This is a genomic window from Cellulosimicrobium cellulans (assembly GCF_001722485.1).
GTDB classification, from domain to species: Bacteria; Actinomycetota; Actinomycetes; order Actinomycetales; family Cellulomonadaceae; genus Cellulosimicrobium; species Cellulosimicrobium cellulans_A.
The window spans coordinates 1-15,957 of the sequence record NZ_LWGL01000075.1; the positions used below are offsets into that span (position 1 = coordinate 1).

Below are 15,957 nucleotides of genomic sequence, written 5' to 3' on the forward strand. Positions count from 1 at the left end.
GCGGGCCGCGCCGGGCGCGGCGCGAGGGTGTCGTTCGGGCTCATCGGGTCGTCACCTCGTCGTGTCGGACGGAACTTCCGGTCGTCGGGGCGGGGACCTGGTGGTCCCCGAAGGTGCCCCGGCGTCCGGCCGGAGCGCCCGTACCGGGCGCCGGGGCGGGCGACCTCGCGGTCGCCGGTGGGCTCGTCGAGCGGACCTGGCGCGGACGGCCCGGCCGATGGGCCGTCCGGCCGTCGCGGGCCGCGCGTCGAGCGCCCTGCCCGGCGGGCCGGTGCGTCACCGGCCCGCCGGGGGTCTGTCAGGCACAGCTCTGCGCGGCGTGGTCCGCCGTCTCCGAGAACGTCCTCCCCTCGGCGTCGGTCGCTGTCACGGTCACGGAGCCTGCCGCCACCTCGGTCGCCCGCGTCGCGAACGCGTGGTACGCCGAGGCGCCCGGGGCGACGTCCGCGAAGGACTTCTCCCCGAAGGGCGTCTGGAGCGTGACGGCGAGCGGGATCTCGTCGTCGTTCGCCGCCCGGACGGCGAGGTACACCTTGCCGCCCATGCAGCGCGGCTGCACCGTGACCGTCACCGCGGGCGGTGCCGGCTCGTCGTCGACCACCCGGAAGCGGTCGAACGACGCCGGCGCCCCGGTGTCGGCGGACGCCCCGAGGGCGAACAGACCCACGGGCGCGTCGGCCGCGGCCGCGTTCGTCACGGACTGGTCGAACGTGGTCCACGTCTGGCCGTCCGCGCTGTAGGCGCCCGTGAAGGTGTCGCCCGAGCGCGTGAGGCGCAGGTGCCACACCGACCCCGCCAGGTTGCCCGTCTGCGGCTGCGGGTCCTGCACGACCCCGCCGACCTCGCTGCGCAGCTCGATGCGCGCAGCCCGGGCCTGGCCGGCCTGGTTGTCGACGACGTAGTCGAGCTTGACGTAGTCGTCGTCGCCGCCGTAGACGATCAGGCCGCCCTGCTGGTACTGGCGGTCGAACGCCGAGCCGTCGACGACGGTCTCCACCGTCCACTCGTCGCCCGGCTGGTCCTGCAGCACGATGTTCGGCACCGGGCGGTTGTCCGTCCCGTAGATGTCCGTCGGGGTCGTGTCGATCTGCAGGGAGCCGTCCGTCACGCGGTACCCGGCCGGGTCCTCGTTGACGACGGACCAGCGGCACGTGTCGAGGGCGTCGCCGTCGAACTCGTCGTCGGGCCCGGGGGCCGGCGCCGTGTCGTCGGGCGTGATGTGGAACCAGTCGAACTGCGCGTCGAGCACGGGCGAGGCGGTGCCGTTGCCCTTGAGCGACACGAGGCCGATCTGCGCGTTCTCCAGGTCGGCGATCGACTTGGTCTGCGGCATCGTCGTGAAGTCGGTGCCGTCGGCCGAGTACGCCGCCTGGAGGTTCTCGCCGTCGCTCACGAACCGCACGTACACGGTGTCGGGGTAGTCGGCCCCGAGCGCGGCGGAGTTGGACTCCCCGACCTCGTTCGGCTGGGCGTTCTCCTCCCGGATGAACTGGAAGATGCGCGTCGCCGGGTCGGCCGCGGCGGACCGGCCCTGGATCACCATCTTCGCGTAGTTGTCCTGGTCCTCCCAGATGAGCAGACCCGCCTGCTGGTACTGCTGGCGAGCCGGCAGCGTCAGCTTGGCCGTGGCCGTGAACGGCCCGTCCGGCAGGTCCTGGAGCACCAGGTTCGGCACCGCCGTGTTGTTCGTGCCGTAGAAGTCGGTCGCCGTGGTGGGCACCACGAGCTGACCGTCCGCGACCGCGAGGTTCTGGTCACGGTTCAGCACGGTCCAGCGGCCCTCGTCGAGCTCGGACCCGAGGAAGTCGTCGGACCGGCCCGCGAAGCACAGACCCGGGCCGGCGTCCGGCTCCTCGACCGTCACCGTCGTGTACTCGACCGAGTACGCGCCGCGCTCGTCGGTCGCGCGGACCTGGAGCCGGTACGTGCCCGGCTGGTCGTACGTGACCTCGAACGTGTCGGTGCCGTCCACGAAGCCCTCACCGAGACCGGCGTCCCACGCGAACGTGACCGCCTCGTCCTCCGGGTCGGTCGCCGCCGCGGTCGCCGTGACCGTGAGCGGCGCCGTGCCCGACGTCGGGGTGACCTCGAACGTGTCGATCGACGGGCGGACGTTGTCCGTCACGCCGCGACCGTTGACGACCATCCAGTTGACGTTGGACCCGCCGGAGGTCTGCACGAAGTACAGCGTGCCGCTGCCCGACGGGACGTCGTGCAGCTCCGCCGTGACGTCGGTGTAGACCTGCCAGTCGCCCGTCTGCGGCACGGTGACGCTGCCGATCTCCGGGCCCTCGGGGTCGTCCCAGCGCAGGGAGATCGCCGTGCCCGCGCTCGGCGCGGCCGCGCGCAGCGTGATCGAGTCGACGTCCGCCAGCGAGACCGGCTCGTGCGCCCACCAGTCACCCGGCTCGATCCACCCGATGTTGAGGCCGCCGCCCGCGGAGTCGCCCGTGGTCTCGGTCTGCACGCCGGGGTCTCCCCCGCTGGTCGACCCCTCGAGGCGGCCGGTCGACGTGAAGAACTCCGACTGGAGCAGCTTCGGCTGCAGGACCTGCAGGTCGTTCGCCGTCAGCGGGACGCCCACGGCGCCGCCGTCGTCGGTGTACATCGCCTCGACCACCCAGAAGATGTTCGACTCGATGCCGTGGCCCTCGTCGCGGGCCGTCTGGAGCGTGCCCTCGCAGCCCGTGAGCTCCTCCATCGGGTGGGCGTGCGAGTCGTGACCGAGCGACGTGAACAGGGTGACGTTCTCGCACGTCACCTCGCCGTCCGGGTCCTCCACCGCGATCTCGTAGCGGACCTGGTCGCCCCACTCGAAGAAGCCGCCGTTCTCCGGGAACGTGATGGAGACCGTCGGCGCCTGGTTCCCGACCACGACCGAGACGTTGGCGACGCCGGTGGCGCCGTTCGCGTCCGTCGCGACGAGCTGGGCGGTGTAGCTGCCGTTCTCCGTGTACGTGTGCACGGGGTTCGCCTCGGTCGACGGCGCGGAGCCGTCCCCGAAGGTCCACTGCAGCGTGATCGGCTCACCCGCCGGGTGGCGCGTGCCCTCGGACGAGAACTGCACCGTCAGGGGCGCGGCACCGCTCGTCACGTCCGCGCTCGCGCGGGCGATCGGGGCGGGGTCGCCCTGCACGTAGTTGACCTTGTAGACGCCGCTCGTGTCGTTGTTGCCGCCGAAGCCGGCGCCCCAGTCGATGACGTACAGCGCGCCGTCGGGACCGAAGTCGAAGTCCATCGGGCGGTCGAAGCCGGCGCTCGGGTCGAAGATCTGCGGGAGCACGCGGTTGATGTCGACGAGGTCGTCACGCTCCTCGCCCGTGAGCTGGAACGAGTAGACCCGGCCCTGGTTCCACTCGCCGAACAGCGCCTTGCCGTCCCAGTACTCGGGCCACTTCACGTCGGAGTCGAGCTCGGGGTCGAAGTCGTAGACCGGGCCGCCCATGGGCGCCCCGCCCCCGCCGATCTCCGGGAACTCGGGGTTGCCCCCGCCGGTGTACCAGACCTCCGCCTCGACCGCGGGCGGCAGCTGCTGGATCCCGGTGTTGTTCGGCGAGCTGTTCACCACGCCGCCGGCGCAGTCGAACGCCGCGCCGGACTGGCCGGTCGCGAAGTCGTAGTCGACGTACGCGTTGTTCGACCCCGTGCAGTACGGCCAGCCGTAGAAGCCGGGCTCGCTCACGACGTTCCACTCGACCGCGCCGCGCGGGCCGCGCGCCGGGTCGGCGGCACCCGCGTCGGGACCGTAGTCGCCGACGAGCACGTTGCCGGTGTCCGGGTCGACGCCGATGCGGAACGGGTTGCGGAAGCCCATCGCGAAGATCTCGGGCTTCGTCTGCGCGGTGCCCGGGGCGAACATGTTCCCCTCGGGGATCGTGTACGTGCCGTCGTCCTCGGGGTGGATGCGCAGGACCTTGCCGCGCAGGTCGTCCGAGTTCGCCGACGTGCCCTGGGCGTCGAAGTTCTGACGGCCCGCACGCTCGTCGATCGGCGCGTAGCCGCCCGACTCGAACGGGTTGGTGTTGTCGCCCGTGACGACGTAGAGGTTGCCCTCGGGGTCGAACACCATGTCGCCGCCCGCGTGGCAGCACGTGTCGCGCTGCGTGGGGATGACGAGCACCTTCTTCTCCGACGCGAGGTCGATCGTCCTCGTCGTCGGGTCGTAGTCGAACCGGGACACGCGGTTGTGCGGCCCGTCCGTCCCGACGTCCTGCGGCGACCAGAAGAGGTACACCCACCGGTTCTCCGCGAAGCCCGGGTCGAGGACGACACCCGTGAGCCCGTCCTCGTTGGCCTGCGTCACGGACAGCGTCGCCGCCGTCGTCGTCTGGCTCGTCGCCGGGTCGATGACCCGCACGCGCCCGTCGCGCTCGACGTAGAAGACCGTCCCGTCGGGGGCGACGTCGAGCATCATCGGGTTGGCGGTGTTCTCGTCCAGCGGCACCATCTCGTAGCTGTCCGACTGCGTGGCGCTGCAGTCCGACGCGACGACGCCGGCGGCGGTCTGGATGCCGCCGAGCAGGTGCTGGAGGAACTCGGGCTCCGCGTACGACTCGTCCGTGTGCCCGCCCCCGGTGTACCAGGACCGGCCGCCGTCGTAGACCTGGCACCACGCGATGGGGTGCTCGGCGCCCATGGCGCCCGAGCCGGCGGTGTAGGTGGTCTCGTCGAGGCTCGCGAGGACGTGGACCTCGTCGCGCGGGTTCGTGCGGTAGTTGTACCACTCGTCGTAGCGGTCCCAGCGCGCCGGCAGGTGCGCCGTCGACTCGTGGACGTGGTCCTCGACCTTGACGGTCGCGTCCTGGTTCTGGGGGTGGCTGTTGAAGTAGGCGCCGACGAGCTCGCCGTACCACGGCCAGTCGTACTCCGTGTCGGACGCCGCGTGGACGCCGGCGTACCCGCCGCCGGCCTGGATGTACCGCTCGAACGCGGCCTGCTGGTCGTCGTCCAGCACGTCGCCGGTCGTGGACAGCCACACGACCGCCTCGTACTGCGCGAGGTTGTCGTCGGTGAAGGCGCCGGCGTCCTCGGTCGCCGTCACGGAGAAGCCGTTGTCGGCCCCGAGCTGCTGGATCGCCGCGATGCCCGCGGGGATCGAGCCGTGGCGGAAGCCCGCCGTCTTGCTGAAGACGAGCACGTCGAACGGCTCCGTCTCGGCCGCCGCGGCGGACACCGCGGGGAGCGCGTCCGTGGACGCGGGGGTTGCCGTGGCCGACGTCGCTGTCGCCACGGTCAGGGGTAGAGCGACCGCTGCCGCGGCGACCGCCGCGACCGTGCGCCTCGTCGCGCGCGATCCATGTAGCACGTTTCTCACAAGGTCTCCTCGTCGAGATCAGGAACTGTGCTGCGCTCCGCGGGGACGACGTCGTCGGCCTGCCTGCCGTCCCTGACGTGGCGGATCCGGTGTGCTCCGCCGTGCACCGCGCCCGCGCCGGGCGCCCCGCGCCACCTCCTCCCGCAACGTTCCGGACGTCTCCCCCGCGCACCGTCGCGCGGGGAGGACCGGGGCGGGGCCGCCGTGCGGCCCCGCCCCGAGGCCTGCTACGGCTCGACCCAGCCGCCCGCCGCCGCGCTGCGCTCGACCGCGTCCAGCACGCGCTGGACGGCGAGGCCGTCGGCGAACGTCGGCGCGGGGTGCGTCCCCGCCGCGATGCCCTCGACGAGGTCGACGACCTGGTGGGTGAACGCGTGCTCGTAGCCGAGTCCGTGGCCGGCCGGCCACCAGTGGCCGACGTAGGCGTGCTGCGGCTCGGTCACGACGATGCGGCGGAAGCCCGCCGTCGCCGGGTCCTCCGACGCGTCGAAGAAGTGCAGGACGTTCATGTCCTCGAAGTCGAAGGCCAGCGAGCCCTTCGACCCGTTGATCTCGAGCCGGATCGAGTTCTTGCGCCCGTACGCGAACCGCGTCGCCTCGAACGTGCCGATGCCACCGCCGGACATGCGGGCGAGGAAGACCGCCGCGTCGTCGACCGTCACCGGCCCGCGCTCGGCGCCGCCGCTGCCGGACAGCCCTGTGAACTCGGTCGCGACCGGGCGCTCCTTGACGAACGTCTCGAGCAGGCCCGTCACGCTCGTGACGCGCTCGCCGGTGACGAACTGAGCGAGGTCGATCACGTGGGCGCCGATGTCCCCGAGGGCACCGCTGCCGGCCTTGGACTTGTCGAGCCGCCACGACAGCGGCGCGTCCTCGTCGGCGATCCAGTCCTGCAGGTACTGCGCGCGCACGTGCCGCACCGTGCCGATGCGGCCGTCGGCCACGAGCTGGCGCGCGAGCTGGATCGCGGGGACGCGGCGGTAGGTGAAGCCGACCATGGCGACGACGCCGCGGCCCGCGGCGGCCTCCGCCGCGGCCACCATCTTCTCGGCCTCCGCGACCGAGTTCGCGAGCGGCTTCTCGCACAGCACGTGCTTGCCCGCCTCGAGCGCGGCGATCGCGATCTCCGCGTGGGTGTCACCGGGGGTGCACACGTCGACGAGGTCGACGTCGTCCCGGGCGACGAGCGCCTGCCAGCTCGTCTCGGTGGTCTCCCAGCCGAGCCGCTCGGCCGCCGCCGCGACGGCGTCGGGGTTGCGTCCGCCCAGGACGCGCATCCGCGGCTCGAGGGGGAGGTCGAAGAACCGGGGGGCAGTCCGCCAGGCCTGCGAGTGTGCTGCCCCCATGAACGAGTACCCGACCATGCCGACGCGCAACGACGCGCCGCTGTTGTCTGCCATGTCGATCCTTCCAGGTGCGCACGCCGACGGCCCCGCCCGGGCACGGAGGGCCGGCCCGACCGGGGCCGTCGGCGCTACGCGGTTCGTTCTCGCGCGATCAGGACTCGAACGCCGTCGGCAGGTACTGGTCGACGTTGTCGGCCGTCACGACGGGCGCGTAGAGCTGGACCGTGCGCGGCACGCCCGACGACGCCAGGTCGCTCATGTTCTTCTCGTGCGCCACGAGACGCGCGAGCTTGATGCCGTCAGCGGCCTGCGTGGCCGGGTAGATGACGGTCGCCTGGACGACCGAGTCGCCCGACTCGATCTCGCGCATCATGTTGGCCGAGCCGGCGCCGCCGACGAGGAAGAACTCGTCACGGCCCGCGTTCTCGATCGCGGAGAGCACGCCGACGCCCTGGTCGTCGTCGTGGTTCCAGATGGCGTCGATCTGAGGCTCCGCCTGCAGCAGGTTCGACGTCGCGGCCTCGCCGCCCTGGACGGTGAAGTCGCCCTGGACCTGCGTCGAGACCTCGAGGCCGCAGTCGGACAGCGCGTCCGCGAAGCCCTGGCTGCGGTCCTGGGTGAGCGGCAGCGACGCGATGCCCTGGATCTCGGCCACGACGGCGTCGGGGTTGTCGCCGAGCTGCTCGCAGATGTAGGTGCCGGCCGACACGCCCATGCCGTAGTTGTCGCCGAGCACCGTCGCGCGGGCGGCGAACGGGCTGGAGAACTCGCGGTCGACGTTGATGACCGGGATCCCGGCCTCCATCGCCTGCGTCGCGACGTCGGTGAGCGCCGCGCCGTCGAACGGCAGGAGCACGATCGCGTCGACGCCGTCGTTGATGAAGCCCTCGATCTGGCTGATCTGGACGTTGACGTCGTTGGTGCCCTCGGCGACGCGGAGCTCGACGTCCTCGTACTTCTCCGCCTCGGCCTGGGCCGCCGACGAGATGGCGCCCATCCAGCCGTGGTCGGCGGCGGGGGCCGAGAAGCCGATGACGAGGTCCTCGCCCGGCTCGTCGTTGTCGGAGACCGCCTGGTTGTTGCCGCCGCCACCGCCACCGTTCCCGGTGTCCTCGTTGGCGGGGGTGTTCGACGTGCACGCCGAGGCGATCAGGGCGATCGACGCGGCGGACACCGTCGCGAGCGTGATGCGGCGGCGGAGGGTGGTGCGTGCGGACATGAGATCTCCTTCGATGCTGTCCTGCTGAGAGCGGGGACTACGGGGCGGTGCGGGTTCGTGAGGTGCTGGTGCGTGCGACGACGACGTCCGGCCTGTCATGTCGTCCGGCGGGCGAGGCGCTGCTGGAGGAGCACCGCGCCGACGATGATGGCGCCTCGTGCGATCTGCTGGATGGAGCTGTCGACGTTGTTGAGGATGAAGACGTTGGTCAGCGTCGTGAAGATGAGGACGCCGATCACCGTGCCGACGATCGTGCCTCGGCCGCCCGCGAGGAGCGTGCCGCCGACGACGACCGCCGCGATGGCGTCGAGCTCGATGAGCAGGCCGTTGGTGGAGGCCCCGGCGCTCGTGCGGGCGAGGATCATGACACCGGCGATGCCGGCGGTGAGACCGGACAGCGCGTACACGTACATGAGGTGCCGCTTGACCTTGATGCCGGCGAGGCGGGCTGCCTCGGGGTTGCCGCCGATGGCCACCGTCCGGCGGCCGAAGGTCGTCCGGTTGAAGAGGAACCACCCGAGCACGGCGACGACCGCGAAGATCCACACGACCTTCGGGACGCCGAGGAGGTCGCCCCGGAAGACGTCGTTGAACGCCTGCTCGCTGACGATCTGCGTCCGGCGCTGCGCGATGAGCTCGGCGAGACCACGAGCGGCGACGAGCATCGCGAGCGTCGCGATGAACGCCACCACCTTCCCGTAGGCGATGATCACCCCGTTGATGAGGCCGGCGCCGAGGCCGACCGCGAGGGCGCACAGCACCATCACCGGCCAGCCGTACGACTGGGTCGCGAGCGTCGTCGCCCACACCGACGCGAGCCCGAGCACGGAGCCCACCGAGAGGTCGATGCCCCCCGTCGTGATGACGAAGGTCATCCCGATGCTCACGACCCCGAGGACCGACCCCAGGCTGAGGATGGTCATGAGGTTGCTGACGCTCGCGAACCGCTCTCCCGCCGTCGCGAAGCCCACGACGCACAGGAGCAGCAGGGCCACGACGAGGCCCAGGTTGCGTCCGGCTGCTCCGGACAGGAAGCCGCTGCGACGTGAGCCGCTGGCCGCGTCCTGCTTCTCGACGCGGCTCGACTCGTCCGCGGTCGGCGACGATGCCGACACCTGCTGCTCGCTCACGCGACACTTCCTTCCATGACCATGTCGAGCACCTGGTGCTCGTCGATCGATGCGGCGGGTCCTTCGTGCACGACGCGGCCCTCGGAGATGACGAGGACACGGTCGGCCAGACCCAGGACTTCGGGGATCTCGCTCGACACGACGACGACGGCGGCGCCCTCGTCGGCGAGGCGGCGGATGAGGGCGTAGATCTCGGCACGGGCTCCGACGTCGACACCGCGCGTGGGCTCGTCCAGGAGGAGCACCCGGCAGCCGTGGACGAGCCACCGGGCGAGCATCGCCTTCTGCTGGTTGCCGCCCGAGAGGGTGCGGATCGCCCGGTCGACGCCGGCCGGACGCAGGTCGAGCGACGTCGCCTGCTCCTCGGCCGCCGAGCGCTCGGCGCGCTCGTCGAGGAACCCCGCCTTCGCGAACCGGGAGAACGTCGAGAGCGTGACGTTGCGGTAGACCGGCTCGTCGAGGAGCAGCCCCTGGCTCTTGCGCTCCTCGGGCGCGAGGCCGATGCCCGCACGCACGGCACCGTCGACGGACCCGGCGCGCATCTTGCGGCCGTCGACCTCGACGCGGCCCGCGGTCGCACGCCGCGCGCCGTAGATGGTCTCGAGGATCTCCGACCGCCCGGACCCGACGAGACCGGCGAGCCCGACGATCTCGCCCGCGCGCACCTGGAGGCTCACGTCCGCGAAGACGCCGCGCAGCGACAGTCCCTCGACGTCCAGGACGACCGGTGCCTCGTCGGGGAGCTCCGTGGTGTCCGGGAACACGTACTCGACGGACCGGCCGGTCATGAGGGTGATGAGCTTCGCGGTGGGCGTCTCGGCCACGGGCAGGTTCTGCGCCACGGTCCGGCCGTCCTTGATGACGGTGATGCGGTCACCGATCTCGCGGATCTCCTCGAGGCGGTGGGAGATGTAGACGACGGCGACGCCCGCCGCCGTGAGCTCCTTGACCACCCGGAAGAGGTTCGCGACCTCCTCGGAGTCGAGGACGGCGGACGGCTCGTCCATGATGATCACGCGCGCGTCGTGGGACAGGGCGCGAGCCATGGAGACGATCTGCTTGCCCGCCGCGGAGAGGTTCCCGACCTCCTGGCGGGGCGACACCTCGGAGTGGCCGAGCCGGCGCAGGATGTCGCGCGTGCGCTTGACGGCCTCGCGCCGCTGGGAGAACCCGAGCGTGTCGAGCTCGTGACCTAGGTACACGTTCTCCGCGACCGTGAGGCCGTCGACGACGTCGAGCTCCTGGTACATCGTCGCGATGCCGTGGCGCAGCGCGGCGACGGGGTCGGAGATGGTGATGGGCTCGCCGTCGAGGAGGATGCGCCCCTCGGTCGGCTGGTGCGCGCCGGCGAGGACCTTGATCAGGGTCGACTTGCCGGCGCCGTTCTGGCCGAGGAGGCAGTGGACCTCACCGGGCAGGATCTCGAGGTCGACCCCGTCGAGCGCACGCGCGCCGGGGAAGACCTTGACGATGCCCTGCATGTGCAGGAGCGGCTGGGGAGGGTCTGCGTTGACCATGTCCGTGAACCTAGGGGACCTTTTGACGGACGTCAAGCAGAAGATGCGCACTCCCTGCACTGTTATGCGTTCGTGATCACCAAAAGTCGTCGAGGCTGCGGGGAGCGCGGGTCGACCGACGGTCGGGAGCGGGAGAACGGGGAGAGCGAGGGCGGCGGTGCCTGGCGTGCTGCGTGGGCGACGAGCGCCCGGACGGGAGGCCGCAGAGCCTCCGAGCGGTCGGCGACTGCAGTGTCGCCTTGACCGGGGAGCGTAGTGGTACCTTTTGTCGATCGTCAAGCAAAAGACGACGTTGTCACCCTGCTGAGCAGACGATCGACGAGAGGCTTCGTGATTCACTGTGCCCATGGAGGAGCTCCTCAAGTTCGCACCGCGACCGACCGGTGCGGGCGACATGTTCCAGCTGCTCAGGGACGGGCAGCCGCGCACCCGCGCGGACCTCGCGGCGATCACGGGCCAGGCGCGGTCGACCATCGCCGCCCGGATCGACCTCCTCATGGCCTCCGGCCTCATCGCCCCCGCCGGTGAGGCGAGCTCCACCGGCGGGCGCCCGCCGGTCACCTTCGCGTTCAACCCCGGCGCCCGCATCGTGCTCGCCGTCGACCTCGGCGCCACGCACGCGCGCCTCGCGGTGACCGACCTCGGCTCCAACGTCCTCGCCGAGACGGACGCGGCCATCGCCATCGCGGACGGCCCAGACGTCGTGCTGTCCTGGGTGGCGCAGACCGGCGAGAAGCTCGTCGCGACCGCAGGGCGCTCGATGGACGACCTCGTGAGCGTGGGCGTCGGGCTCCCCGGCCCCGTCGAGCACTCCACGGGCCGTCCCATCAACCCGCCGATCATGCCGACGTGGGACGACGTCGACGTGCCCGGCATCCTGGCCAAGCGCTTCGACGCCGCCGTGCTCGTCGACAACGACGTCAACATCATGGCGCTCGGCGAGCACCGCACCGCCTGGCCGGACGTGACGGACATGCTCTTCGTCAAGGTCGCGACCGGCATCGGCTCCGGCATCATCGCCGACGGCGAGCTGCGCCGCGGCGCGCAGGGCGCGGCCGGCGACATCGGGCACGTCGCCGTCCCGAGCGCGGCCGACGTGCCGTGCCGCTGCGGGAACGTCGGGTGCCTCGAAGCCGTCGCGAGCGGCCAGGCGGTCGCGCACGCCCTCTCCGCGGCCGGGCTCGACGCCACCTCGAGCATCGACGTCGTCGGCCTCGTCCGCTCCGGCGACCTCACCGCGAGCCAGGCCGTGCGCCAGGCCGGGCGCGACATCGGGTCCGTGCTCGCGGCGTGCGTCAGCCTCCTCAACCCGTCGCTCATCGTCATCGGCGGCGTCGTCGCCGAGGCGGGCGAGCACCTCATCGCCGGCATCCGCGAGATCGTGTACCAGCGCTCGCTCCCCCTCGCGACGCAGCACCTGCGCATCGTCACCTCGCAGGCCAGGGGGCAGGCGGCCGTCCTGGGTGCCAGCGCCATGGCGGTCGATCACGTACTCTCTCCCGCAGCGATCGACGCCCTCATCTCCTGAGGGCGCGCTCCACGGGTCGCCCGCGACGGCGCGGGCGACGACGCGTGACGATGCACGAGGAGGACGCATGACCGAGCGGGGCCGTCGGGCGCTCGTGGTCCGTGGCGGCTGGGCCGGGCACGCCCCCGAGGAGGCCGCGGAGCTGTTCGTGCCGTTCCTCGAGGAGTCCGGCTTCGACGTGACCCTCGAGGGATCGCTCGAGGCGTACGCCGACGCGGCGTTCATGGCGGAGATCGACCTCGTCGTCCAGTGCTGGACGATGGGCGAGATCCTGCCCGACGAGATGCGCGGCCTGCGCACGGCGGTGGCGAACGGGACGGGGCTGGCCGGGTGGCACGGCGGGGTCGTCGACTCGTTCCGGCTCGCGACCGACTACCTGCAGCTCGTCGGCGGCCAGTTCGCCGCGCACCCGCACGACCTCGTGGACCACACCGTCGAGGTGGTCCCCGACCGCGCGGACCACGAGATCGTCGCGGGGATCGGCACGATCGCGCTGCACTCCGAGCAGTACTGGGTGCTCGCCGACTCCTACAACGACGTGCTCGCGACGACGACGATCCGCGCGCGCGAGGGCGACCCCTGGCACGAGCCGGTCGTCTCCCCCGCCGTGTGGACGCGGCGCTGGGGCGCCGGCCGCGTCTTCGTGAGCACGGTGGGCCACCAGCTCGCGGACCTCGAGATCCCCGCGGTCCGCACGGTCGTCGAGCGCGGGCTCCTCTGGGCCGCGCGACCGCTGACCGCCCGCTGACCGGCCTGCCGGGCGGTCAGCCCGCCGCCGCGTCGTCGGCCGGGGAGCCGACGAGGTGCGCGACCGCCTCGGGGCCGCCCGCGAGGAGCGCGACGAACCCCTCCTCGTCGAGGATCGGCAGGCCGAGCTCGCGCGCCTTCGTCTCCTTGGACCCGGCGTTCTCGCCGACGACGACGTAGTCCGTCTTCTTCGACACGGAGCCGGACGACTTGCCGCCCGCGGCGACGATCGCCTCCTTCGCGCCGTCCCGGCTGAAGCCCTCGAGCCCGCCGGTCACCACGACGGTGAGCCCGTCGAGGGGGCCCGACGGCGTCTCCGCCTTCCCGGGCCCGGGGTGGCCGGGCGTCGCGAACCGCACCCCGTCCTTCTCCCACTGCTCGACGATCTCGCGGTGCCAGTCGACGTCGAACCACGCGATCACCTCGTCGGCGATCACCGGCCCGACGCCCTCGACGGCCGCGAGCGCCTCGCGCCCCTCGTCCCGGATCGCCGACCGGATCGCGTCGAGCGAGCCGAACCAGTCCGCGAGCGCCCGCGCCGCGACCGGCCCGACGTGCCGGATGTTGAGACTCACGAGGAGGCGCCACAGGTCCTTGGTCTTCGCGCGGTCGAGCTCGGCGATCAGCGTCTCGGCGGTGCTGGACGGCCCGTAGACCGGGAAGTCCTTGCGCACGCCGGCCGCGCGGCGCTCGGCGGGCGTCGCGTCCTCGTACCCGGGCGGGTAGGTGCGGCTGACGACCTTCTGGAAGGGGCGGACCACCTTGGCGCTCATGACGGAGCCGTCGGACATCGTCACCTCGGCCGCCTCTCCCCTGCCGTCGCTCGGGCGGGGCAGCCCGGTCTCGGGGTCGCGCACGACGACGCGGATCGGCGCGAGCTGCTCGACGGTGAGGCCGAACAGGTCCTTCTCCGTACGCAGCGGCGGCTCGGCGGGCTCGTACGGCTGCGTGAGGGCGGCGGCCGTGACCTCGCCGAGCGCCTCGACGTCGAGCCCGCCGCGCGAGCCGATGTGCTCGACGCGCCCGCGCACCTGCGCCGGGCACGACTCGGCGTTCGGGCAGCGCAGGTCGACGTCGCCCTCCTTCATGGGGCGCAGCGGCGTGCCGCACTCGGGGCACTCGGCCGGCATGACGAAGTCCTCGCGGGGGTACCCGTCGTCGGCCAGCGCGGCGACGGGGCCGAGGATCTCGGGGATGACGTCGCCGGCCTTGCGCAGCACGACCATGTCGCCGATGCGCACGCCCTTGGCCCGCACGACGTCCTGGTTGTGCAGCGTCGCCTGCCGCACGGTGGAGCCGGCGACCTTGACGGGCTCCATGACGGCGTACGGCGTCGCGCGGCCCGTGCGCCCGACCCCGACCTGGATGGCGAGGAGGCGCGTGTTGACCTCCTCGGGCGGGTACTTGTAGGCGATCGCCCAGCGCGGCGCGCGGCTCGTGGCGCCGAGGCGGCGCTGGAGCGCGAGCTCGTCGACCTTGACGACGATCCCGTCGAGCTCGTGCTCGATGTCGTGCCGGTGCTCGCCGAACCAGGCGATCATCTCCATGACGCCGTCGAGGCCGGGCACGACCCGGTTGTGCGGGGAGACCGGCACGCCCCACTGCTCGAAGAGCGCGTAGGCGTCGGACTGCCGGTCGAGCTCGGCGTGCTCGCCCTCGCGCCACTGCAGCGCGCCGACGCCGTGCGCGTACATGCGCAGGTTGCGGCTCGCCGTGACGGCCGGGTCCTTCTGGCGCAGCGACCCCGCCGCGGTGTTGCGCGGGTTGGCGTACGGGTCCTGGCCCGCGGCGACGAGGCTCTCGTTGAGCCGCGCGAAGTCCGCCACGCCCATGAAGACCTCGCCCCGGATCTCGATGACGTCCGGGTGGGTGTCCGGGTCGCCGCCGAGACGCTGCGGGATCGACCCGATGGTCCGCACGTTCGCGGTGACGTCCTCCCCCGTGCGGCCGTCGCCGCGCGTCGCGGCGCGCACGAGACGGCCCTTCTCGTACAGCAGCGCGATCGCGAGGCCGTCGATCTTCACCTCGCACAGGTACTCCACGCCCGCGTCGGCCGGGACGCCGAGGTCGCGGTGCACGCGCGCGGCCCACGCCGCGAGGTCATCCTCGCCGAACGCGTTGTCGAGCGAGAGCATGCGCTCGAGGTGCTCGACCGTCGCGAACCCGGCCGCGGCCCGGCCGCCCACGCGCTGCGTCGGCGACTCCGGGGTGACGAGCGCGGGGTGCGCGGCCTCGAGCGCCTGGAGCTCGTGCATCCGCGCGTCGTACTCGGCGTCCGAGGAGACCGGCTGGTCCTCCTCGTAGTAGGCGCGCTGGTCCTGCTCGATCTGCGCCACGAGCTCGACCCACCGGCGCTGCGCCGCCGCCTCGTCGAGCTCGGCGGTCCCGGGCGCGTCGGCGCGGGCGGGAGCGATCGGGTCGGCGGTCGCGTCGGTGCTCTCGGTCACCCGCACATCATCGCGCGAACCGCCCACACGTGCCGGTCCGTCGGCGGCGCGTCGCCGGCGGACGACGGCGGCTCTCCCGGCGGCCTCACCAGCCGTGGGACGCGTCCGGGTGCTGCGGCGGGCACGTCCCGCCCGGCTCGGTCGCCGCCTCGTAGTGCCACACCTCGTTCGCGTAGGTCTGGCACAGCCCGAACCGCGCCCCGTGCTGCTGGAGCCAGTACGCGCCCTCGGTCGGGCCGACGTCGACCGCCTCGCCCGCCACGTGCTCCGACGACTCCGGCGGCAGCACCCAGCGACGGGCCTCCTCCGCGGACCCGTACCGCTCGAGCGCGCGCTCGACGAGCTCCTGCTGCTCGGCCGCGCTGCGCCACCCCGACGTGATGCGCAGCTCCACGCCCTCGGCGGCGGCCGCCGCCCGAGCCTCCTCGAAGCGCCGCACGAGCTCCGGGTCCAGCCCGTCCGCCGCGGACGCGGCCGGTCCTGCCGGACTTGACGGGACGGACGACCCCGGCTCCGCACGCGCGGCCGCCGTCCGGTCCTCCGTCGCGACGTCCCCGGACGACCACGGCGCCCCGGGGCCGAGCAGGGTCGCCGTCGCACCCCCGAGGGCGAGCACGACGACCCCCGCGACCAGCACGAGGACGACGGCGCGCGCACGTCGGCGCGGGTGCGGGGCGTGGCGGAGCGGTCCCGGCCGGGAGCGACCGCG

9 protein-coding genes are annotated in these 15,957 nt (G+C 72.6%); 2 read left to right on the forward strand and 7 right to left on the reverse strand.

Going from position 1 to position 15,957, the window contains the following annotated elements:
- Positions 1-298: 298 nt before the first annotated feature.
- The 5 genes from JZ5iCDA_RS09840 to JZ5iCDA_RS09860 all read right to left on the reverse strand — a co-directional run bounded on the left by JZ5iCDA_RS09840 (position 299) and on the right by JZ5iCDA_RS09860 (position 10,526).
- On the reverse strand, positions 299-5,230 hold the full coding sequence (locus JZ5iCDA_RS09840) for a ThuA domain-containing protein (RefSeq protein ID WP_253182039.1): 4,932 nt from the start codon (positions 5,228-5,230) through the stop codon (positions 299-301).
- A gap of 311 nt (positions 5,231-5,541) precedes the next feature.
- Positions 5,542-6,714, reverse strand: coding sequence for a Gfo/Idh/MocA family protein (locus tag JZ5iCDA_RS09845; RefSeq protein ID WP_069387010.1), 1,173 nt, complete (start codon positions 6,712-6,714; stop codon positions 5,542-5,544).
- A 97-nt stretch (positions 6,715-6,811) separates the two neighbouring features.
- Positions 6,812-7,879 (reverse strand): substrate-binding domain-containing protein, encoded by a 1,068-nt coding sequence (locus tag JZ5iCDA_RS09850; RefSeq protein ID WP_069387011.1) that lies wholly within the window; start codon positions 7,877-7,879, stop codon positions 6,812-6,814.
- Between the two features lie 95 nt (positions 7,880-7,974).
- Positions 7,975-9,009 carry an ABC transporter permease gene (locus JZ5iCDA_RS09855; RefSeq protein ID WP_069387012.1) on the reverse strand — a complete coding sequence of 345 codons (1,035 nt, stop codon included), beginning with the start codon at positions 9,007-9,009 and terminating at the stop codon, positions 7,975-7,977.
- Positions 9,006-10,526 (reverse strand): sugar ABC transporter ATP-binding protein, encoded by a 1,521-nt coding sequence (locus JZ5iCDA_RS09860; RefSeq protein ID WP_069387013.1) that lies wholly within the window; start codon positions 10,524-10,526, stop codon positions 9,006-9,008. Before JZ5iCDA_RS09860 ends, JZ5iCDA_RS09855 begins: the two co-directional genes overlap by 4 nt.
- Positions 10,527-10,872: 346 nt before the next feature.
- Between JZ5iCDA_RS09860 and JZ5iCDA_RS09865 the strand changes: the two genes are divergently transcribed.
- Together JZ5iCDA_RS09865 and JZ5iCDA_RS09870 are read left to right on the forward strand one after the other, a co-directional pair.
- On the forward strand, positions 10,873-12,054 hold the full coding sequence (locus JZ5iCDA_RS09865; protein ID WP_069387014.1) for an ROK family transcriptional regulator: 1,182 nt from the start codon (positions 10,873-10,875) through the stop codon (positions 12,052-12,054).
- A 67-nt stretch (positions 12,055-12,121) separates the two neighbouring features.
- The gene (locus JZ5iCDA_RS09870; protein ID WP_069387015.1) at positions 12,122-12,802 is read left to right on the forward strand and encodes a ThuA domain-containing protein; all 681 of its coding nucleotides are present in this window, start codon (positions 12,122-12,124) and stop codon (positions 12,800-12,802) included.
- 16 nt (positions 12,803-12,818) lie between these two features.
- Here the strand turns inward: JZ5iCDA_RS09870 and ligA are convergent, their stop codons facing one another.
- The gene (gene ligA / locus JZ5iCDA_RS09875) at positions 12,819-15,248 is read right to left on the reverse strand and encodes an NAD-dependent DNA ligase LigA (RefSeq protein ID WP_083259861.1); all 2,430 of its coding nucleotides are present in this window, start codon (positions 15,246-15,248) and stop codon (positions 12,819-12,821) included.
- Positions 15,249-15,333: 85 nt separating this feature from the next.
- Positions 15,334-15,957, reverse strand: a 624-nt coding sequence (locus tag JZ5iCDA_RS09880; RefSeq protein ID WP_290438809.1) for a M15 family metallopeptidase, incomplete at its 5' end; no start/stop codon positions are given.